The 22,382-nt window shown below is 59.8% G+C and carries 11 protein-coding genes and 1 pseudogene; 4 read left to right on the top strand and 8 right to left on the bottom strand.

Annotation, left to right across the window (positions count from 1 at the left end; genetic code table 11):
* Positions 1-37 precede the first annotated feature (37 nt).
* The 4 genes from ACYU70_RS22190 to ACYU70_RS22175 all read left to right on the top strand — a co-directional run bounded on the left by ACYU70_RS22190 (position 38) and on the right by ACYU70_RS22175 (position 12,570).
* Complete coding sequence (locus ACYU70_RS22190; protein ID WP_460616133.1) at positions 38-2,974, top strand: Ig-like domain-containing protein; 2,937 nt, start codon at positions 38-40, stop codon at positions 2,972-2,974.
* Between the two features lie 2 nt (positions 2,975-2,976).
* Positions 2,977-3,732, top strand: coding sequence for a hypothetical protein (locus ACYU70_RS22185; protein ID WP_342297161.1), 756 nt, complete (start codon positions 2,977-2,979; stop codon positions 3,730-3,732).
* Between the two features lie 205 nt (positions 3,733-3,937).
* Entirely contained in the window at positions 3,938-11,872 is a 7,935-nt protein-coding gene (locus tag ACYU70_RS22180; protein ID WP_342297159.1) for an RHS repeat domain-containing protein, read from the top strand.
* A gap of 2 nt (positions 11,873-11,874) precedes the next feature.
* Positions 11,875-12,570, top strand: coding sequence for a leucine-rich repeat domain-containing protein (locus tag ACYU70_RS22175; protein WP_342297157.1), 696 nt, complete (start codon positions 11,875-11,877; stop codon positions 12,568-12,570).
* 45 nt (positions 12,571-12,615) lie between these two features.
* On the opposite strand, the pseudogene ACYU70_RS22170 reads toward ACYU70_RS22175, so the two are convergent.
* From ACYU70_RS22170 to ACYU70_RS22135, 8 genes and pseudogenes are all read right to left on the bottom strand, one after another.
* A pseudogene (locus ACYU70_RS22170) lies at positions 12,616-13,489 on the bottom strand (IS481 family transposase).
* Between the two features lie 142 nt (positions 13,490-13,631).
* The gene (locus ACYU70_RS22165; protein WP_342297155.1) at positions 13,632-14,144 is read right to left on the bottom strand and encodes an OmpH/Skp family outer membrane protein; all 513 of its coding nucleotides are present in this window, start codon (positions 14,142-14,144) and stop codon (positions 13,632-13,634) included.
* A gap of 125 nt (positions 14,145-14,269) precedes the next feature.
* The gene (locus ACYU70_RS22160; protein ID WP_342297154.1) at positions 14,270-18,289 is read right to left on the bottom strand and encodes a GEVED domain-containing protein; all 4,020 of its coding nucleotides are present in this window, start codon (positions 18,287-18,289) and stop codon (positions 14,270-14,272) included.
* 86 nt (positions 18,290-18,375) lie between these two features.
* Positions 18,376-19,524, bottom strand: coding sequence for a type II secretion system F family protein (locus ACYU70_RS22155; protein ID WP_460616132.1), 1,149 nt, complete (start codon positions 19,522-19,524; stop codon positions 18,376-18,378).
* Positions 19,521-19,988: a PulJ/GspJ family protein gene (locus tag ACYU70_RS22150; RefSeq protein ID WP_342297151.1), complete on the bottom strand. Its 468-nt coding sequence runs from the start codon at positions 19,986-19,988 to the stop codon at positions 19,521-19,523. The genes ACYU70_RS22155 and ACYU70_RS22150 overlap by 4 nt, the downstream gene beginning before the upstream one ends.
* A gap of 10 nt (positions 19,989-19,998) precedes the next feature.
* On the bottom strand, positions 19,999-20,364 hold the full coding sequence (locus ACYU70_RS22145; protein ID WP_342297149.1) for a hypothetical protein: 366 nt from the start codon (positions 20,362-20,364) through the stop codon (positions 19,999-20,001).
* Complete coding sequence (locus ACYU70_RS22140) at positions 20,352-21,650, bottom strand: hypothetical protein (RefSeq protein WP_342297147.1); 1,299 nt, start codon at positions 21,648-21,650, stop codon at positions 20,352-20,354. Before ACYU70_RS22140 ends, ACYU70_RS22145 begins: the two co-directional genes overlap by 13 nt.
* On the bottom strand, positions 21,647-22,258 hold the full coding sequence (locus tag ACYU70_RS22135; RefSeq protein ID WP_342297146.1) for a toxin-antitoxin system YwqK family antitoxin: 612 nt from the start codon (positions 22,256-22,258) through the stop codon (positions 21,647-21,649). The genes ACYU70_RS22140 and ACYU70_RS22135 overlap by 4 nt, the downstream gene beginning before the upstream one ends.
* Positions 22,259-22,382: the final 124 nt, after the last annotated feature.

Genomic DNA, 22,382 nt, shown 5'->3' with positions numbered 1-22,382 from the left:
CTATTATCCGCAGTCATTTCCGACTTCCCCACGGACCATGAATTGTCTTGTCGGCATCGATAACGTCAGGATTCAGGTAACAGGGTGTTATACTCCACCGACGGCAGTTGTTTCCCCCAGCCCGCTTTGTGGTACTGGTAATGCAATAATTACCTGTACTACTCCGGGTACTCTACCAAGCGGGCTGTATTTCCGGGTATACAAAAGAACCCCTGGAACATGGACAGATGTACAAGTTGGTAATTCAGCGCAGGGGGTAAGTTCCTTCACTTATAGCGCAAGCTGCCCTGTGTCAACATTAAATTCGATAGTTACAGAAGATTACTACGTATCAATTGCGGGTAGTAACAGTGAAAGCGACCGTACGCTCGCGCGGGTAACCTGGTATCCTCAAATGACGGCACCAGTGGTAAGCTGGCAATACCCTATCGGGATACTCAACCGCCCCATGTCCCTGCTTATCGGTGGAGCAGCGCCGACGGGCACGATATACAACTGGAACGGGCCAGGCCCGCTTTCCCCGCCTTCTACCTCTTATACACCCACCAGTTCATCAGCCAATTTCAACATAACGGCAACTGCACCGAGTGGATGCTCCGCAATTAGTAGTTTGTCACTCGTCTCCTTTCCCCTGGATGTTCCGTCGGTTTCAGCCTGTGGCACGGTAGCTATACCGCTACAAATCCCGGCCTCTTATCCCGCACTGCCTTCCGGCTATCAGTACCAGTGGTATGATGGCACCGGTACTGCTCAGGGCACTAGCTACACCGCAACTTATACGGCGGCAACCCATAGTTCCGGCACTCGCACGGTAGAAGTATCGATTGTTGGGCCAAGTGGGACGGTTACTAATGCCGAAAGTGAACGACTGGCTATTCAACTCACCTGGAACCCAGAAGTAATAGTGCCAGTCATTACGGCAACACCGCCAATTGCACTCAGTGGTCAAACGGTAGCTATTGCTGTATCCTCATCCCAAGCCAATGTTAGATATGACTGGACTGGACCAGCAATAATAACTACCCCACCCACCGGCAACCAAATTACCAGTGGACCACTGACCGCTAACAGTGCTACATTCATAGCAACAGGCATTGGCCTTGGAGCCTGTCATGCAGAATCTGTGCCGTTGACACTACCCATATTCCCATTAGTGGTGAATGACCAAGTGGCCTGTGCACCGACAACTATTACGATACAATTAGCCACATTAGCAGTGGCCGGCTACGAATACCGGTGGTATACCGCCGTTACAGGTGGGCAACGCTTGACGGCTTCCGGCACTTCCTATGATGCGCTGTACTCAGCAGCCGGTGTAACCGGCAATCGCACCATCTACGTGTGCATCGCCAACACATCCAGTAATGCCGAAAGTGACCGACTGGCAATCCAACTTACCTGGCACCCGGTTCCCCCCAATCCGGTATCGGGGGGCTTTACCCCCACACCCATTGTGCGGGGTACGCCGGTAACGCCGGTAACCTACAGTCCGGTCACCACGAGCTATACCTACGTGTGGGACTGGAAAGACAACACTGCGCCCTCGCCGCCGCCCCATACCTACACTGTAGCGGGCAATTACCGCGTGGAACTGCTGGTGACCGATAATTCGCCGCAAGCCTGCGCCACCACCTACTATTTTGACCTGAAGGTTACGGACTTGCTCTGCGAGACGTATTTACCGGCTCAGGGTATGCAACTCGCGCAGAACCCCATCAACGGCACGTTCACCTTTATCAGCACCTGCGCCCCCACCACCGGAACCACGCCCCGGGCAACCTACGGGGAGGCCCGCATTGTCTTTGACTGCCTCAGCGGTATGCCCACCCCGGAGCTTTTTGACCCCCGGCAAGCCGTCGCGGCCTCGGCGCAATCCCTGCAGCCCGCGGTGGTCCCGGCGGATGGCAGCTACGGAGTTACCACCCAAGCGCTCACGAACAACCCTTTTCTAAGCGGGGCCGGCTACCTGCAGCCGCAGGCGGGCTACAGCTGGTCCAGTCCCCTCTCCCGCGACGTGAATAAATCGTCCGGCCGCTTTACGCCGCGCCCGTTTGCCTGGGAATTAAGTGCCCCCAACCGGATGCGGTCCTGGGTGCCGGCGGGGCAGGCCACGCGCTACACCCCCAATGGCGATGGCGTCGAAGAAACCAACGCCCTGGGCACCCCCAGCGCCGTGCGCCTGGGCTACCGCGGCCGTGCCCTGCCCTACATCACTGCCCAGAACGCAACCTACGCCAGCCTGGTGTTCGAGAGCTTTGAGTCGGCCTACGAAGCCTCAACGGTTGCCGCGTTCGAAGACGGCACCCCCATCGGGCAGGCTCCCACGGGCTTAACCGATATCTGCGCCCACGCGGGACGCCGCAGCCTGCTCTTGCCCGCGGCGGGGCAATCCCTGCCGGCTGTCGCCGGCCTGCCAGCCGACTGGACGCGTAGCGGCCTGCGTCTGCTGGTGTGGGTCCGGGTGGCCGCCGGGGCCAGCGCCGCCGTGACTGCCCCCGCGCTGGCGACCACCTCGTGGTGGGCCGGAACCGGGACGTTTCCGCTGTACGCGGAGGTGGTCAGCGCCGGTACTACCAGCCGGACATCGGGCCGGGTGGCGCTGGAACTGGTTGGCCAAAGCGGGGAGTGGAGCCTGTGCCAGGTCACCATTCCGGGTACGTTCCTGCGGTCAGCAGCCGCGACGGCTCCCACCAGCACCACCGTGCGCCTGGGCTGGACGGGCAACGGCAGCAGTTCCTACACCGTGTGGATTGACGACGTACGCCTGCAGCCGTCCGACGCCCAGGCGACGGCTTACGTCTACGACCCCGCCAGCCTGCGCCTGCTGGCGAGCTTCGACGACCAGCACTTTGGCATGTACTACCAGTACGACACCGAGGGACGACTGGTGCGCAAAATCGTCGAGACCGAACGCGGCCGCAAAACCGTGCAGGAAACCCTGTACAGCACGCCCAAAACCGCCAAAATTCCCTAACCATGCGCCGGATATTCACCACGGTTCTGCTGGGGATGGCGGGCGTGCTTGCCGCTACGCAAGTCAACGCCCAAGCCACCGACTGTAAAAGCTTCGCTTTGAAAGCCTATCAGCAAGTGCAGGAACGGTATGCCCTCATCGCGAACCGCGCCAGTGGCAGCGCCAGCTTTGCCCTGCAGGTAGACACTTACCTGCGGGTGCCGGGCAAAAAAGCGCCCGTCAAGACCACGCAGCATGTCGAGATGGCCCTGAAAGGGCAACGGCTGTACTATTCCGACGGGGCCACGGAACTGTACCAGGGGCCGGGCGAGCTGGTGGCGATTTCCAAGGGCGAACGGATGGTGTACGTGAGCAACGCGACCTACAGCAAGCAACAGCAGATTATCCCCAACATTGCATCGCTACGGGACGGGATTATCCGGGAATCGACCGTGAGCCGTTGTGAATCCGTCATCCAAGGTGGCAAAGCGTATCGCCGGGTGCGGTTCGTGCCCAAAAAAGCGTTTCGCGAACAATTCAGCACCGAATACCTGGAACTGCTCATTGACGAGCGGGCAACGGAAATCGCGGAGTACCAAATCGTGTACGGCCCGGCGGCCAAGGTCGCCAGCATTCACTACACGGTGGTGCCGTCGTCGCTGCTTAAAAATGGACGCATGAGCAGCATCGCGGCCCCTTTCACCTACGTCCTGGATGCCCACAACACCCTTTTGCCTAAGTTCGCCGGCTACCAACTCGTCGACCAGCGCAAGCGCTAAGTCAAGTCCCCGCTATCCTGTTTTTATGAAGCAATTCTACTCGCTGCTTAGCAAAAAAACGCCCGTTGCCCAAGCAACTCCTGGCCTCGTACCGCCTGTTCACTGCAGAGCCGGCCGAGCTCATCGGCGTGGCCTGGGACTACTGCTACTCTTGGTTTGCTTATCGTTCAGCAGCCAAGCCCAAACGGTATTGCAACCCGGGGATTTGGTCATTACCGGCCTCAATTCTACCGACGACCCCAACGCTGTCGCTCCGGTTCCGAAGGATGACTTTGCTTTTGCCCCGCTGGTGAATCTGGCGGGCGGCACCCAAATCACATTCACCGACAACGGCTGGCAGGCTGCCGGCAGCTTCCGGGCAACGGAAGGCATTGCAACGTACACCGCCCCCGCCAGCGGTGTGCCCCGCGGGACGATTATTAGCCTCGTGGCCAACCGGGCCGATTTCGCGATAACTTCCGGGTTTGAGCTCTCCGTTTCGGGCGACCAGATTTTAGCCTACCAGGGCAGCAGTGCCAACCCCTCGTTTGTGTACGCCTTGACAACGCGGGGCAGTGGCTGGACCGATGCCACGACTTCTAACACCTCCGCGCTGCCGCCCGGCCTGCAGAACGGGACGACGGCAATTGCTATCCCTTCGGTCAATGCCTTCATGTCGGTAGCGGCCAACCGCCAGGGCACGGTCAGTGCGTTGCGCTCGGGATTTAGCACCGCAGCAAACTGGACGGGCAATAATTCCAGCCGCGTGAGCTGGCCAACCAGCAGCCTGCAAATCCAGGTGTTGCTGATTACCGCAACGACCGTGGCCCCGGAACCCGGCACGGCCCAAACGCGGGTGCGGGAACTCGTATTCACCGAGCCGAACTTTGTAGACCAACAGCTGGCTGGCGAAATCCTGCTGACCGACTTCCCGGGCTGTGGCACCCCCGCAACGAAAGCAGCTTTGCTGTACCTGCGGCTGGATACCGGTCCGGTGCATAACCTGGGCAATGCCGCCGCCACGCTAAGCGCCCAATTCAACGTGAGCGTTAACGGGTGCACGGCCGCAGGCGTTTGCACCACGCCGTTGCCGACCCCGCTCAGCAGCGGGGTTAACCTGCTCATCGACGGGCACACGCCCCAGCAGCTGTTCGTACTGGACTTGGCGTCCTACCTGAACGCCAACCCGTCGCCGGGGGTCGTGAAGCTGCGGGTGGAAATCAATACCCTGGCCGTGGCCCCGCTCGTGATGCGCAAAAACGTGCGGCTGGTCGCACGTCTGGAACAGCAGTTGCAGGTTGCCCCCCCGGCGCTCACCACCATCAACCCGGCCCCGCCCACCGGGGGGCTGGTGTACGACAAATTTGAGTACCGCTTCCAATGGACTTCGCCCTGCGAGCTGGTCCGCAACTACCAGGTGCAGATTCTAAAGTTTGCCCCCGGGGGCACGACCGCGACCAATCAGGACTGGAGCGAACGGGCCTCGTTGCTGGAAACCGAAAGCAGCACGCCGGAACTGACCACCGTGCTGGCCGAAGGCCCCGGGACCTACCTGTGGCGCGTCCGGGCCATTGGCTCTGCCGACGGCGGGGTCGCCAACCCCGACAACTGGGGGACGTGGGCCAACGGCTCGTCAATTAGCTTGGCGGAGCCCACGACCACGGCTTGGACTACGAATTTGAACTGGATTTACAGCCGCACCTTCAGCGAGGGCGGGCGCACGGCCGAGCACCTGACGTTTGCCAATTCGCTGCTGCACACCCGCCAGTCGCTCACGCGCCTGCACTTGAACGGCGGCGCGCCGATTCTCATCGGCCTGCAAACGCTCCAGGACCATGTGGGGCGTGATGCGCTGCAGTCCCTGCCCATACCCTTGCAGGGAAACGCCTCGGTGCAGTTGCCCGGCGCCGCCGGGCCGCCGCTCGGGTTTCAGCCGGCCTTGCTGCTGAATGCCGCGGGTACGGCTTACAATGCCAATTCCTTTGACGGGGACAACGCCTCGACGCTTGCCACGCGGGACAACAACGTGCAAAGCCCGGCCAGCGCCACGGTGCAGGAAGGCTATTACAGCGGTGCTACGAGCACGGCCGTGCCCAATGAGGGCGTGGCCAGCGCAGAAAACGTTCCCTTTACGCGCACCCTGTTCACGCGCGACGGCACGAACCGGGTCCGCGAACAGGGCGGAGCCGGCAGCGTGCTGGGCTTGCACGCCCTGGCGGGCGATACCCATACCATTCGCACGTCCTACGGCTCGGTGGCGCAAAGTGAGCTCACGCGCATTTTTGGCCCCGACGAGGCGCCCCTGGCCAAGAACACGTACAAAATCATCACCCAGGACCCCAATAACACCACCACCGTTACCTACCAGACCAAGGAAGGTCAAACCATTGCCACGGCGTTGTCGGCCAGTTCCGGTACTCCCAACCTGCTGGCGCTGGGCTCGGCAGCGGCGTCGACGTTCAAGGTTGTGGACCACGTCAACGAAAAGATTCCGTTTGGGACGACGGGCAGTTTCGGGTCCAAGCTGCTGGTGGTGCCTCCGGGTGGTATTCAATTGAAGCTGGCTTATACCATCAATCACCAAACCATTACGGATGCCTGTGGGGCGTGTAATACCTGCGACTATAAAGCGGTCATCACCGTGCGGAACGTGGATACGGGTATGCCGCAAAGGCAGCCGTATACATACGAATCGCCCTTTATCAAATGTGGCCTTGCCGAGGCACCCGACAAAATCCCCGATTTACCGCTGGCACAGGGCACCTATTCCATTGAGAAATCCGTGGTGGCCTACAACAATGCCACCAATGAAACCACGACGTGGATTGACAAACGGGCGGCCGAGCTCCGCACCACCTTTGCCGCCTATCAGGCCGTTGGGCTCTGGCCGTCCATCAACGCCTTGCTAACCGCCAAAAAAGTGCAGGATTTGTACGACTTGTTGGATAAGAGCACTTCGGTCACCAAAGTGCCTGCCACGGGTCCGGTGCAGTCGTATCTGGTGCCCTTTGCGCCGGCCACGGCCGGCTGCGAAGCGACAACCATTGAGATTCCCAAGCTGGACCTCACTTGCGGTACGCCTGCCATCGTCTGTACACCCGGTAAAGCAGGCTTTGAATCCTACCTGCAAGACAATGCGCAGACATGCTACGCGAATTTTAACACCTTCTTTCCCGGCATGCAACCTGGGGACTTGGACAAGATGGCGGACGCCCTAATGCAAGACCCGCTGTACAACCAGCACTGCGACTCCCTGCAAAACTGCTGGCACAATACCATTGACTCCTACGAGGCATTTGTGCAGATGAGCAACACGGGGGGGGCCTCCACTCCGCTACCCGACCTGCTAGGAGATTTTCTTGATTGCTTTCGGGTGAAAATGCGCAAGGTGGTTCCTCAGGGCACAACTATTCTGCCCGAAGAGCGCTATTTCACCTTCGTTTTTGACGACAACAACCTAGGGCATCAAAACTGCTTGCGCCAATACCAGCCGTCGGCTGGTAATCCAACGCCGCCCTTCATCCTCTACAGTTTTGCGGATGTTGCCAAACTGGACCCCAACGACGACAAGCAGCTAAAAATCCTGAACGACATCTACCAATGCACCCGGTTTTCGCCCAACGCCCCCTTACCGGCCACGGGCCAAAATGCCGGCGCGTTTACCCAGCAGCAGCTCGACGCCATGCAGGCTAGCGGGGAGCAGCGGTGCGAAGACCGCCGCGAGGAGTTTCGTCAGGCAATCATCGCCGATTTCCACAAACAAAACATTTACGTTTCCACGGACCGCTACGTGCTCAAATTCAGCGACGAATTCAAAACCTATCTGGCTTCCACCGATGAGCGGAAGCCCGAGCCCGATGATGTGGAGGAATGTGAGATTTTGTTTATGGTGCAGGAACTGGTTGATAATTGCAAAACCTACTGTAATCTGCAAGTTACGCAGACAGCCTCTGGGCTGGAATTTGACCAGGACAAATTCAACCTCTTTCAGTCGGCCATGCTCGACCGTGCCGACCTGCACGTGAAGAAAATCGGTGCCGATTGCCAACCGGGTTATGCCCCTATTAAGTTACTGCCGGGTCCCTTGTTGCAAACAGTACGCGTGAGTAAAACAGCAGAAGACCTGGTCAATTACATAAACACCTTGGTCCACAAGGCCAATTCCATTTCCGTAGATGACCCCCGCCGCCAGAAAATGGGCCCGGTGGTTGGAGTGCAAGGCTTGGGCGAAATAGAGAAGGGCATCCTGTGCTATGTGGGCCCTTTGGAAGTGGCCGGCAACCGGCTGTTTAACGATGGCAGTACTTTTGCCGGACTTCGGCGCAACTACTGGGTTACCGTGGTTGACCCCCGTGGGGACCGGACTGCAGACATTGCGAACCCTCCTTTGTGTGCAAACCCTAATTCCACCCTTCCCAATGCGCTGGGCTCCGACTTCCGGGTTATTTGGGCACTTGATGAGAAAGTAGCTACAACGTTTCCCTACGTATGCTACGCTCGTGGAGAAGACGTACCGGGGGTACCGAAACTATTGACGTTTCCAGCCAGTAGCACCTTTGATTACATCCTACGCTTTCTCGACGACAAAGGCAACCCCATTCCAAAAGGGGACATCACCAATATCTCGGCTCCCTACGCCGTGGCCGGTAGCCCTGCGGTCACCGGTTATGGCGACCCGCTTTCGACCGATGGCATTTACGTAATCCTGGCCATGAAAGGAGGGGGCTCGCAACGGGCGCACATTCAACTGCTGCCGCCGGCCCCCTATCCGAAGCCAGCTACTGTGAATATGTCGGATGCGGATTACCTCAAACAGTTTATGATGTGGAAAGACGTGCAGGAGTGCCGCTCCGACCCCCGTCGCTTCACGACCTGTTTTCGCTGGGTAAAGCTGGTTATTCCCCCCCAAGACCCCTATTCCTACGAACCGGTGCTGCCCACCTGCGAAGGCCTCGTGGCAGCAACGCTGACCAGCAACATCAGCGCCCAGCAGGATACCTGGATTGAGAGCAGAATCACGGACTTGCGGTCGCAATACGCCATGAAGTGCGCCTCAACGGACCAGCTCCGGGATGATTTGCAGGTGGAGTACGACCTGGGCTTCCACCACTACACGCTGTATTACTACGACCGCGGCGGCAACCTCATCAAAACCGTTCCGCCGCAAGGCGTAGACCTGGTGGACCTGACCACAACGCCCGTGCGGACGCCGGTGCACCGCATGGCCACCACCTATTTCTACAACAGCCTCAAGCAACTGGAAGAACAAAACACGCCGGATGGGGGAAAGACGCTGTTTTACTACAACCGCATCGGGCAGCTCCGCTTCTCCCTCAACGACAAGCAGCGGGCGGCCAGCGTGTACTCCTACACCAAGTACGACAACCTGGGGCGCGTCGTGGAAGTCGGGGAGAGCTCCCGCGCGTTCACGGCCTCGCTGGACCTGGTGCTGGCCCAGCTGGAGACCAGCAGCTTTCCGCTGAACTACGAGGACCCCAAGTCCCTTCCTTCCACGTCCCTTGTCGGGGTGCCCACGTTAGGCGGGCCGACCAATCAGTTTGTCACGCAAACGGTTTACAACACCCCCGCGCCCAACCTCACGTACCGCGGCAAGGCCCAGCGCTACCTGACCAACCGCATCAGCTACGTCGTGAGCCGGGCCGAGCTCCCGGCCAAATCGGTGTACACTTACTACAGCTACGACCCGCACGGCAACGTGGAGTGGCTGGTGCAGCAGATTCCGGGCCTGACCGCCAAAGGCACCCGGTATGAATACGACCTGATCAGCAACAAAGTGCTGCGGGTGGCCTATCAGGAGGCACAGCCGGACCAGTTCTTCCACCGCTACACCTACGACGACGACAACCGGCTGCTGTCCGCCTACACCTCGGCCGACGGCCAGATTTGGGACCAGGATGCCCACTACGAGTACTACGCCCACGGACCGCTCAAGCGGCTGCTGCTGGGGCAGGACCAGGTGCAGGGCCTCGACTATGCGTACACCCTGCAGGGCTGGCTCAAAGGCATCAACCACCCCAACCTTGACGACACGAAAGACCCGGGCCATGACGGTACGACGAGTGGCGCGGCCAAGGATGCTTTTGGCATGACGTTGGGATACTTCCAGGGTGATTATACCCGCCCCCAGTCATTCCTCAACGCGACAGCTACGGGCAGCGGTACTGCTAACCCGGACTTGTTTGAGCCCAGTGCTACCCAGAGCCTTTACAACGGCAACATCGCCACCTGGCAAACCAAAAGCCGCCAGGACGTGACGGGCAACACCGCGGCGGCCGTGCAGGCTAACGAACTCTACCAGTACGACCAACTCAACCGCCTGCGCGGGAGCACGCAGTATGACCGCGCAGGCAACGCCCGTACGGCCCTCGGCAGTTACGCGACAACCTATACATACGATGCCAACGGCAACCTGAATACGCTCAAGCGGAGGGACCAGGGCGGCGACTTCATCGACGACTTCACCTACAACTACCCAACCACCGGTACCGGAGCCAACGCGGTGCGCACGAACAACAAGTTACTATCGGTAACGGACGCAGCGGGCGCCAGCGTAACGGGTGATGACCTCGGGACCCAGACGACGGACAACTACGACTACGACGCCACGGGCAACCTGATTCAGGACAAGCAGAGCGGCGTGACGAGCATCACCTGGACGCCGTATGGCAAAATTGACCGCATCCGCAAGGACGACCCCGCCCACGTGGGTAGCCTGGCCTACGCGACGCTCATCGACTACAACTACGACGCCACCGGCAACCGCGTAAGCAAAGTATACGCCGCGCCCGGCACCAATACGCGGACCACCTACTACGTGCGCGATGCGCAAGGCAACATGATGGGCGTGTACGAACAGCTCGACAACGCCACCAGTGGCACGAGCGAGCTCCGCTTGCTGGAGCAGCCCCTCTATGGCGCGGCCCGCCTGGGGGAGCGCAAGCCTAACCTGTTGCTGCCTCCTGCCGGAGCCCTCCCGAACCGCTACTCGCGCGTATTGGGCCTGAAGCAGTACGAACTCAACGACCACTTGGGGAACGTGCGCGCTGTTGTCACCGACGAAAAGCTCGCCACCGTGACCAACGGGACCCCGGATATAACCAGTTTTGTGCCTAAGCTGACGGCTTACTACAATTACTATCCTTTCGGCATGCTTCAGCCTAATCGTTATGGCCCCGGCAATAGTACCTTCTCTGCCACTGGCTACCGGTTTGGTTATAATGGTAAAGAGAAGGATAACAACGGGGAATTGGGGTTGACTAATTATGACTATGGCGCTAGGATTTACAATCCTAGCGTTGGAAGATGGCTTAGCCTAGACCCATTGCAGAGTAAGTATCCTGCTCTAAGCCCTTACCACGCCTTTAATAATAACCCTAACGTTTTTGTGGACCAAGACGGAAAAGAAAATATCATATATATATATGTGTCTTCTTCAATAACTACATCTGTTAAGAAATTTGATAATGTCAAATTGCAAAAGGAAACTGAGCGACTTTTATCAATTCACGGCCTTACCAATGTTCGTGTAATGATTGTAAATACTCCTCAGAAAGCAAATACGCTGGATGGTAGTGACACTTTTGTTGCAGTAGTAGGTGGCGCGACTCGCACAACAGGGGATAAAAGCGATAAGGCTGGGCTAGAATTGAATGATATAAATGAAAAAACTGCTAGCTATGCTTCTGTTGGTTCGGGTAGATTTATGCTTAAGGGAGCATTTACTGCAGGTGCTGAGAACTTGGACCTATCCTCATCCAATACCATGATTGAAGACCAGAAGAACGGTGATTATGGTTCAAATCCTCTTACACCGGATATCATAGGTATAAAAATGGATAACGTGACGCAAGCTGTTCAAGACAATGGCATGAAAATTGGCAACGAGTTAGCTGTTGCCACTATTATAATTCATGGCATAATCCACAATGGTGGCAGAAGCCACATTCCAGGTCCCCCACCTACAGGCACTAATAATAACGATGCTCTTACAGTCGGAAGTTATGACGGAGAATTCGTTTTTCGAAGAAGAGAAACTTCTAATGAGGAAGAGAAAGTCGCAATGCGTCGCCAATTTCCAAGTAAAAACAAACCTGCGGACAACAGAGAAAAAAAGGTGAAAGAATCTAAAGGGAAAAACTAAGTATGGAATTTGTTTTAACAAATCGCATTATTGGGCTGTCATTGCTCATCCTATTAGGATGCTCGCCCGTGATTGAACAAAATCATGATGATATAACTTTGTTTAAAAAGTTATATGCAGACTTAAGAGTCATGAACAAGTCAACAGAGAATGTTATCGATGGTAAAGTAACGCCTGTATTTATAGGGGGCAATCTTATACAACTATCCATTGTAGATATGCCATTAGATAGTATACCCTCATCAATCAATATGTTACGACACCTGTATGAATTAACAATATTTAATTGCAAATTAAAAGATATAAAAAATATACATAATCCAATTATAACGTCTTTAAATATATCTAAAAACAATTTCTCAAATATTCCAAACCTAAAAAAAGCTCTTCCGAACTTAAAATACTTAGATATTAGTGACAACCTTTTGGAAGGTCGCATAAACATTACAGGGCTTAACGATTCTATATCCTCTATAAGCTTTGCAAAAAATAAGATTAGAGTTTTAACATTCAAAGAGCCGTTAGAAAATTTGACATCCGCTGATTTTTCGTACAATGAATTATCAGAAATTGATGCGTCAATCTGCGAGAAAACAGCTTTGAAGTATATTAATATATCAAATAATCCATTAAAAAGCAAGACACGTACAACTGCTTGTGGCACGGTTTTAATAACAACAAAAAACTATATTGATTAATCAAAGCGTGATGCAATAGCAAGCCCTTGGTGTATAGTCACAAGGTCAGGTAGGCTGGGCTTGGGTAAAGATAGTCGGGTTCATCTGCCACTGGGCACAGACGAATCCGTATAGAGTCAGTCCGCGCAGCGTCTTCGGGAGCTTGGCGTGGTTGTAGGCCAGCAAAAAGGCTTGCAGTTGCTTGTTGAGTTCGTCGGTCGTCTGGTAGTGGTAGCGCTGGACCGTGGCCTCTTTGATAGTGCGGTTCATGCGCTCGACCTGGCCGTTGGTGCACGGGTGTGCCGGTTTGGTCAGGCGGTGCTTCACGCCTAAGGCCCGGCAGATGCGGTCAAAGATGTGCCCGCCCGGAAACCACTGGAGGGGCTGTAGCGTGAATTGTACGCCGTTGTCGGCCAGCACGGTATGGGATTCGTAGGGCAGCTTTTCCTGCACCCGCCGCAGAAAGTCAACCGCGACCATGCGCGTGGCCCGCAGGTGCAACTCGGCAAACGCCACTTTGCTGGTGCGGTCAATGGCGACAAAAAGTACTGGCGGCCTCCTTTGGTGCGTACTTAGGCGAAGTCAACGTGCAGGTAACCGATGGGGTAGTCTTAAATTTCTTTTTCGGGGGACTCTGCCCGTTCTCGGTGAGGGGCAGGCGGCTGATGTTGTGGCGTTGGAAATAGCGGTGCAGCGCCGAGCGGGAGAATTGCGGAATCGTGGCTTGCAGCATGTATATACAATCGTCCAACGCGAGCAAGGTGTGCCGGCGAAAGGCCACGGCGATGGTTTCCTGCTCGTTCGTAAGCACCATTGAGACTGGCTCCGGGCCCATGCGCGCGTCCTGCACACCGGGGAGCTTGCGCCACTTGGCCACCGTTTTCGGGTTGATGCTGTAGCGCGTGGCTAAGCTTTGTAGGCTTTCCTGGCTGTGTTGGATAGCGCACCGTAACGCTGCCCTTGCGCGGGTGCTGCCGTGTAGTACTTATCTCATAAGTGTATGCGAAATTCCAGCCCAGCAAATACACCATCGCTCTCTGGGGCTATACACTGAGGACACCATGCTGAACATAGTTTAGCGGCTACTTATTTGTACTTTGCTGTGCATTCAATTCTACGAGTACTGGGACAGTAATATCAAACCCGTTCTTGGAATACGCAATATTGTCCCCTTCAGCAGTAAGAAATATCAAATCATAGTTATGCTGCTGGCCATATTGCTTTAGAAAAGCATTAGTGCTGTCTACCACCGTGCGGGTAAGCTTTTCCTGCGCTTCCCGGTCCTGGCCCTGAATGGCCAGTTGGTACTCTCCTAACTGCTTTTGACGGACCCGCAGGGCTGTTTCGGACTCAACACGTTGCGCCGACGTGAGGCTGGGCCGTTTTTTGCGGTATTCCTGAATGCTGCGGGCCGTTTCCGCCTGCAACGTATCAAAGTTGCGCTGCCACTCCTGTTGCTGACGGTGGTAGGTGCGCCGGGCCTCCACCATGCCCTGGAAATCGCTGAGAAGCCGGGTAGAATTCACGTAGGCAATGCGGGGCGGGCGGTGCGTGAGGTAGAGCGTGATGCAGCCGACCAAGGCCAGCAAGGTCAAGAGTCGAAAAAGCCAGTCGAGGCGGGTAGTAGGGGTAGGGGACATTTATGACAGAAGAAATGGGTGCGTCAAAGCTAGAAACAACAAGCTGTTTCGCGATGAGTTAATTAAAAATCCGGGCTTGTTTATTCCAGCACGAGTCGCCGCGATGCCGTACCCGTATCCCCAATGAGTTGCACCAGGTACAAGCCGCGCGCCTGCTGTGTCAAATCCAACGCCACGTCTTCGGCTTGCTCGTGGACGGTGAGCACACGGCTAAGCACAACCTGCCCGGTGCTGTTCAGCACCCGTACGCGTTGAAAAGGCCGCAAAGGGTTGGCAATGCGTAGGGTGACCGCGCCACTTGCCGGATTCGGAAAAAGGGTAAAACCTGCCGCTAGTTTTGTGGCCCCGGCAGCGGTGGCCGCGGGCGTGCCTACCTGCAGGTAACGGGCAGTGGTCAACTGGTAGCCCGCCGGGCTGCGCACCGTGAGCAGGTAGTAGCCGGAGTGGGCCGCCGTCAGGTTGGTAAGCGTCGGGCGGGCCTGGGTGGACGTGAAGCCCAGCGGCCCTTCCCACAACGCCGTTGCGTTGGGGGCCAGTGCCACGCGGGTGCCCAACTGCACGGAGCCGCCGACGCCCTGCGTGCCGGTGACCGTAATGTCCGGCGGCGCAAACGCCGACAAGCTCGCCACGGTTACCGTGTAGTCCTGGGTTTCGCCCCCCGTGAAGCGCGTGCAGGCCCCGCCCGCCGGAATCTGCGTTCCCGCACAGCGTACGCGCAGGTGCAGCGGCCCCAGCGGTTGGGTAACGGGCAGCGACAGCCGAAACGCCGGGCCGAGGTTTGACAGGGGGAGGTATTCGCTGGCCTCAAACACCCCGTTGCTGTTGAAGTCGGCCCATACGGCCGTCGAGGATCCACTGGTGGTGGACACCGTGCAGACGCAGCCGGCCCCGGCCGTCACCACGGCGTGCGTTGAGTCGGTCATCCCGTAGGTTCCGTAAATCGAGGCCGCGGGCGAAGCCGTTCGGATGCCGCTGGTGTTTGCCACCAACGAGGCCCCGCCCCCGTCTATTCCGAAGGCGCGGATGCCGTCCGATATCGTACTAAAGCCGCCCAGGTTGCTGGTGCAGGGGCACGGCGCGGTGGGGGCCACCGTCACCGGGGCCGACACGGCCGTGTTGGCTCCCGCCGTCACCCGCACCCGGAAGGACGTGGCGGTGGTGATGGGAACGGAATAAAGCACGTCCTCGGTGCTGGCCAGCGCCTGCCAGGCCGTGCCCACCAGCTGTTCCCACTGCAGCCCGCTGCCGCGCGAATAGCCAGCCGTGGCCAGGCGCACCGGCTGGCCGGCGCACACGCTGGCCGCGCCGGTGACCGTGCCCGCCGACAGCGGCAGCGCGGGGGCCGGGGGCCGGGCCAGGGTCACGAGGAAGTCGCGCAGGTACGACACGTTGGGGCCGCACTGGGTCGAGGCCGCCAGCAGGCCCTGGCCGCTCATCACGCGCATCCGCACCACCCCCGGGCGGGCCGTGGGCGGCACGGTCAGCGCGGAAAGCGTGTCGTTGTTGGCGTAGGCAAAGCCCTGGCGCAGCACGGTGGCCTCGTTCTGCGTGAAACGACCGTCGGCGTTGTAGTCCACCCAGACCGTTACCGGGTACAGGCTTTGCCCGTAGACGTGCTTGAGGTACACCGGGTACGAAAGGCCGATGAGCAGGGTCGCCGTGTTGGCGGGCACCGCAGGCGGATAATACTGGTATACCATCAGGGGTACCGAGGCACTCTGGCGCACGTACAAGGGCGTATTGCCGATGGCAATGGACGCCAGCGCGATGCTGGAGCTGCCCTGCTGGGTCCTGGGCGTACAGAAGCACAATTGCGGGTCGGGCCGCAGGTACACGGCCGGCGAATAGGCCGTGCGCCCGGTGCACTGCACCCGCACCCGCACGTAGAGCGAATCCTGGTAGCGGCTGGCCGGGCCGCTCAGCTGGGCAGCGGTGGCGCCCGGCACGTCGGTCCAGGCCAGGCTGTCGGGCGAGGTCTGCCACTGAAGGGCCGCGTTGGGCGTGGGGGCCAGCACCGAGACGGGCGGCACCGTGCCGGGGCAGAAGGTGCGCGGCCCCTGCACCTGCCCGCTCACCAGCGGCGACGCCGCGCAATCCGGCGGCCCAATTGTGACGAGTAAATCCAGGGTTTCGCCGGTGCCCTCGGGCGTGCAGCTGAACGTGGGTATCAGGTTAGGAAAGCCCAGGCTCTGTACCTGCAAGCGTAACCGCAGGCCGGTGAGGCCCAAGGTCGCGGTGGCCGGCACCGTAACGGTGGCCTGCACCTGGGTATTGCCCGGGCCGCTGTTGGTGAAGGCCAGGTATTCGTTGGCCTCAAACACGCCGTTGCGGTTGAAGTCAATCCAGCCCAGCACATACTCCCCGGCTGGCACCACGGCCCTGAGCAGGTACACGCCCCCGCGCTGCAACGTCACCGTTTGCGAGGCCGGGGACAGGCTCAGGATGCGGCCCACTTCGTCGGGCTGGGTGTCGCAGCCTGTCGGGGGCACGTCCAGAGTTGTATTGGGCATCCACACCCGGCCCAGTCGGCTCAAATTGCCGCAGGTGCTGGTGCTTGAGATGGGAGGGCGGCAGTAGCACAGCGCGGGCACCGGCACGGGCCGGAACGCCGGGCTGTAGCGCGTGGAAGTGCCGCACACCGCCCGCGTCCGGTAGTAAAGCGGCGTCGCCGTGATGGGGGACGTAGTCAGCAGGTCGGTGGTGGCCAGCGGCACGGTGGTCCACGTCAGACTATCGGCCGACGACTGCCACTGCAGGCTGGCCCCGGCCACCGCGGCCGCCGGGTAGTAGAGCGTGGCCGGCAACCCCACGCACACCTGCGGGGCCGTGATGCGCGGCATGGCCACCGGCAGGCCCGCACACGGCGACGGCGTGATGGTCAGGCTGTAGTCCTCCACCTGCCCCAGCGAAGGGGCCGAACAGCTCGTCACGGGCTGGCCCACGATGTCGGCCACTACGCGCATACGCAGCGGGGTGCCGGTAATGCCGCCCCCCGCAATGCCCACCCGCGCCGACGGGCTAATAGCCGACAGCGATTCCATGACCAGTTCCTCGGGCTCGGCAAAGCTGCCGTTGTTATTGTAATCGATGTACACCCGCACCTGGTGCGGCGAGGTATTGCCCGTGGTTACTTGGATGGGGTAAATCTGGCCCTGCTGCACCACGAAGCGCCGCACGCAGCTAAAATCTTCGTAGCCCGCCCGGCCGTCGGCCGAAGCATGGCTTTGCCCAGCCAGGCTCACCTGCGTGATGCCGTAGCCGCAGCAGGGGGCCGTGGCGACGGGGGCACAGGCGGCGGCCACGCCCAGCGCCGGGTACCAGGTCACGGCCGTGGCCTGGGTCACCGAATCGCAGCCGAAGGCGTTGCAGGCGCGCAGCTTCACCGCGTAGGTGCCGGTCTGGGTGTAGGTATGGCTGGGGTTGCGCAGCGTGCTGGTGGTGCCGTCGCCGAACGTCCAGCGCCACGTGGCGGGGCCGCGCTGGCTGAGGTCGGTAAAGCCGAACGTGCCGCCGCAGGCCTGCGTGGCATCAACGCTGAAGGCAGCCACGGGTGGCTGGGTGGGCACGCCAAGCAGCACGCCGTAGTCTTCTGTCTGGGAGTATTGCGGAGTCGAGCAGGGCGTGGGCAGGGGCGAGGCCTGCGCATCGGCGGCCACGCGCAGGCGCAGGCGCACGCCCAGCACCGCCGTGGTCGGAATAACCGCCGTGACGCCGGTGTGCAGCCGGGCGTTGTTGGACGAGAACAGCAACTCGCCCACCGGGTCGAACGCCCCGTCGTTGTTGTAGTCCAGCCACACGCGCACGTTCTCGTTCGTATTGGCATTGGTGGTGATGCTGATGGGGTAGTTCAGGCCGGGGGCCAGCGATGTGCGCTGCGTGCAACCGTAGTTCTGGTAGCCATCCGCTGTGCCCGCCGTCGTGGTATCGATGCTGCCGAGCCGGACCCGGAAAATACCCATCCCAAACGCCGCTGCCTGCGGGTTACTGGCCCGCCCGGGGGTGCAGGTAGCTGCCACCGGGCACTGGGCCACCACCGTGGCCGGACGAAAGGTAAAAGCAGTAAGGAGGGAAAAGAAAAAAGAAAGGTAGAATTGCTTCATCAGGTAGAAATTAAGCCGTTGAAAATTGTCACAAAAGGAAGCCAAATATAAACCGGTTTCCGCTCCCCCATTGCCGGTCGACCATATTATTGAATAGCGTTGCTAATCTGGAAGATGGGCAGGTACATCCCGATGAGAATCAGGCCCACCACCCCGCCCAGAAAGAGCATGATGAGCGGCTCCAGGGCCGTGCTCAGCAGCGCGGCCCGGTGGTCCACCTCTTCGCCGTATTGCTGGGCCAACAGGTTGAAGAAATAATCCAGCTTATTGACCTCTTCCCCGACTTTAACCAGGGCCACCAGCCGGGCATCGAACAAAAAGCCAAACTCCTGCAGGCTGCTATGCAGCGGCGCGCCCAGCAGCACCCGGGCCTCTACCTCCTGCAACGCCCGCGCCAGGGGCGCAAAGCTGAGCATTTGCCGGGCCAGGGCCAGGGCTTGCAGCAGCGGTACGTGGGCACCGGTGAGCAACGCCAGGGACCCGCACAACCGCCCCAAGTATACGCCGCGAAGTAGTGGCCCCAGGATGGGGATGCGCAACATAAAGCGGCTAAGGAGGTAGCGATAGGTCGGCACGTTGGCCAGCCAACGGCCCAGCAGCACGAGGCCGAATACGAGCGCGACCCCTAACAGGCCGTGTTCGCGCACGCCGGCCGACAGGCGCACGATGGCCTGCGTCAGGGGCGGCAACTCGCCGCCGAAGCGGCGAAAGACGTCGGCGAACATCGGCACGATGAAGCGCAACATGAACAGCACCGCCCCGGCCGCCGTGGAGAGCACCAGCGCCGGGTACGCCAGGGCTTGCAGCAACTGCCGGCGCTGCTTGATTTGGCGGGTGTAGTAGCGGGCCAACTCGTGCAGGATGTCGGCCAGGCGGCCGGTTTCCTCTCCAATCCGCACGCTGTGAAACTCGTAGGCAGAGAAATGGCCCGATGCTTCCAGGGCCGCGGCCACCGTGCTGCCGCTTACCACGGCGCTGCGCAGTTCCTCCAGCGTCGTCCGTAAGGCTCCCTTGTGCTGGTCCACCTGCAAGTCCAGTGCCGTTTTGATATCGACGCCGGCCCCGAGCAACATGCCCAGTTCCAGGTAGAGGGCCTCGCGCTGCTTCGCGGTGGGCTTGCCCCGGTTTCCAAATGAAATGTCCCGGCTCAACAGGGTGCTGAACTGCCCACCCCTTGCAGAGGAGGGAGCGGCCAAGGGTGGGGCAACGGGGCGCAGGCGCAAGCCATTACTCATAGCGGGGAAGCGGTCAGGGGCAGGGAGGGTACCTGTTCTTGCGCCGCGTATCGCGCCGCGGCTTGCAGGTAAAACGTGTCGCGGGCCGCGGTGCCCGCCGTGATGGCCAGCTCATCGATGAAGCCGCTCGTGCGGGGCTGGCCTTGCCAGTAGTAAGTGCATTCCCGCACTGTCATCGGCAGCGTATCGATGACTTCGCCTTGCTCGCGCACCAGCACCGAATCCCGGAAGGTATAAAGCACCCGCCGGCCCTCGCGTTCACAGCGCACCTGGTCATCGGCCACGGCGACTATGGTGCCGGCTCGGAAGTCCGCTGCCAACGCCGTTTGCCAGGTGCTGACCTGGCTCAGCGCCGCTGATTTGCGCTCGATGGCCCGTTGCTGGCGCTGCACCATGCGCAACGCGGCATAGGCCATGCTGAAGAGCAGGGCACTGACCACCATCACGAGCAGGAGCTCAAGCACGGTGAAAGCATTAAGGCGAGACGAGCGGCGGGGCATAAACGAGCTGTTGCAAATGGGCCATTTCGTGGCCGCGCACGGCCGCCGTGATGCGCAAGGTAATCAGGTAAGGCGCTTGCGGCGAAGTACTCACTACTTGTTCCAGTTCCAGGGCTCCTTCGTGCCAGACGCGGGATTGCCAGGTCCGGTCCCGAATCGTCTCGGCGGCCACCCGGGCCACCACTTGCCGGGCGCGCAGCGGCAATCGCTGCGGCCCGCTGACGACCAGCCGCGTGAGACTGGCCATCGCGAGGCTGAACACGAGCACCAGGATGACGGAGGCCACGGTGACTTCGACCAATGACGAGGCCACCAGCCGGCGGCGGCTTAGTGAAGCCATGCGATAATGCCAGTAGGCGCTCCTGCGTTAAGCAGGGGCGAGGTAAGAAACGTGGCGGGGAGCGCCGGCCGGTCCAGCACGGCGTTCACCAAGTAGTTGTCGTAGAAGGTGGCGGGCGTGCGATATACCAAGCGGCGGCACATCACCGTGCCGCGGACTGTGCCGCAGTTCTCAATGATGCCTGCCGAGAACACCTGGCCCTGCACGGTGGCCCCTTGCCCCATGCGAATGGTGCAGGGTACATTGCTTCCACTCGTGGTTTGGGCAGCCACGACAACGCCGTTGATAATACTATTCTCGCCGAGCAAGACCTGCGCGGTCGCTGCTGTGGGCACCGCTCCAACTGAATTAAAGGCACACACGGCACTTGGGTACAACAATTCACAGTTGGACTGGACGTCGGCGGTGTCGCGGGCCATAATCTGAACCCGGCCCCGAAAACCGGATTTCACCACGACCACTGGCGCAATCAAAAGAACATTATCAAAGTGATTAGAGGCCTCCACCACCAAGCGACGCGAACTGATGACCACAATTTGTCCTTCCAGGGTGAGCCCCGTCAGCGTGATAGGCTCGGGCCGGTACAGCACGGCCGCCGCCCCGACGAAGGAAGTGCGCAACGACCGTAGGTTGCCAGTCGGCTTGCTGCCGGTAGCCAAAAGGTGTTCCAGACGCAGGGTGGCGTATTCGCCCAGGCGCGCCAAGCTGGAATCCGCACTGATGGGCAAACCGGACCGGCTGGGCTGCCGGCGGCCGGTCACGGCCGGGCCCGTGCGCGCGGGGCCGGTCAGGGGCAGGTTGGCATCGCGGGCGGTTTCGCCCTTGGGCAGGTAGGCCCCACCCCGAACCTGGGCGTCGCCATTAAGGCTGAGCGGAGTGTTCTCGTTGGCCAGGTATAAGGCGGCTTGGTTGGCTTCTGAAAACTGACTACCTAACAGCGCCATAACGGTATCGGCCAGCGGGCCCCGAGCCGCGATGACCACCGCCACGTCAAATACTCCCCAGGGCTTTTTCTCAATCATCACCGAATCGGTGCCTTCCCCGAATAAGTCCCGCGACTGCCGCCTTAAGTAAGGCAGGCTGGTCGATGCCTGGGCATAAGCTAGTCCGGATAACAGATTGCGACTGACGATTTGCCGACGCTCATCCCGCTGCATCAGCAGCCGGCGGTTGCTGGTCAAAAACAGCAGAGACAGCAGAATGGCCGCCACCAGCATGCTGACGACGATAACCAGCATCAGCGCCCCCGCGGGCAGCCGCTGGGGCCGGCCGAAGTTCCGGGTCACGAACCGGCCTGCTTAGGCGTTACCGGCGGGAGCACCTCCTTTTTCGAGCCGCTCTTTTTCTTTGGCATCGGAGCAGGCGTGACGGGGGCACTGCCCGGGGCGGGAATCGCCCGAGTCGCCCTGCGACGCTTGAGCTTGATTTTCCAGTAGGCCGGCTGCCACCAGCGCACCACTGGCGCAGCGGCGTTTGGAGCAGCCGGACTGTGCTTCGGGGGCGCGGCGATGGGCAAGGGCCGGCTGTTGGCATCGTAGGCGATGGTTCGCCCCCGCTGCCGCCCCTGCCGCCAGTGGCTGGTACTGGCCAGGCTGCCATCGGGACGCCAGGTGCGCCACGTGCCCGTTTTCAGGCCCTGGCGCAACGCCCCGTTGCCCAGCAAGTGGTCGTCGCGGTCAGTCAATTGGTAGGAACCATCAAGCAAATGGCCGTTGTAGCCCCCCGCGTTGCGCTGGATACGGTCTTGGCCTTGCCAATAATAAAACCGGTCGGGCCTGGGTTGTGGGTGCCGCAGTGTGGTGGTGAACCGCTGGATGGTGTCCCCATTGACGAGGGTAATGCGCGTGCGGTTAATAGACCCGCGCTCCAGCTTGCGCAGTGACTGAGCGTGCAAGCCCCCCGGAATCAGTCCGCTCAATAACAGCCCCCAAAGCACGCGGCAATAAATAGTATTCATCAGCGAATCGTCCGGATTTGTAAATAAGGTAGATGCCCGGCGAATTGTGCGGGAAAATACT

The sequence above is a fragment of the Hymenobacter segetis genome, from assembly GCF_054776495.1.
The sequence above is the reverse complement of the archived record's forward strand: the minus strand, read 5'-3'. Positions and strand labels throughout refer to the sequence as shown.

What these genes read in the sequence shown, in the direction of transcription:
- ACYU70_RS22190 (WP_460616133.1), top strand. Translation starts at nt 38, where the DNA reads ATGAATTGTCTTGTCGGCATCGATAACGTCAGGATTCAGGTAACAGGG.
- ACYU70_RS22185 (WP_342297161.1), top strand. Translation starts at nt 2,977, where the DNA reads ATGCGCCGGATATTCACCACGGTTCTGCTGGGGATGGCGGGCGTGCTT.
- ACYU70_RS22145 (WP_342297149.1), bottom strand. Translation starts at nt 20,364, where the DNA reads ATGGCTTCACTAAGCCGCCGCCGGCTGGTGGCCTCGTCATTGGTCGAA.
- ACYU70_RS22155 (WP_460616132.1), bottom strand. Translation starts at nt 19,524, where the DNA reads ATGAGTAATGGCTTGCGCCTGCGCCCCGTTGCCCCACCCTTGGCCGCT.
- ACYU70_RS22175 (WP_342297157.1), top strand. Translation starts at nt 11,875, where the DNA reads ATGGAATTTGTTTTAACAAATCGCATTATTGGGCTGTCATTGCTCATC.
- ACYU70_RS22160 (WP_342297154.1), bottom strand. Translation starts at nt 18,289, where the DNA reads ATGAAGCAATTCTACCTTTCTTTTTTCTTTTCCCTCCTTACTGCTTTT.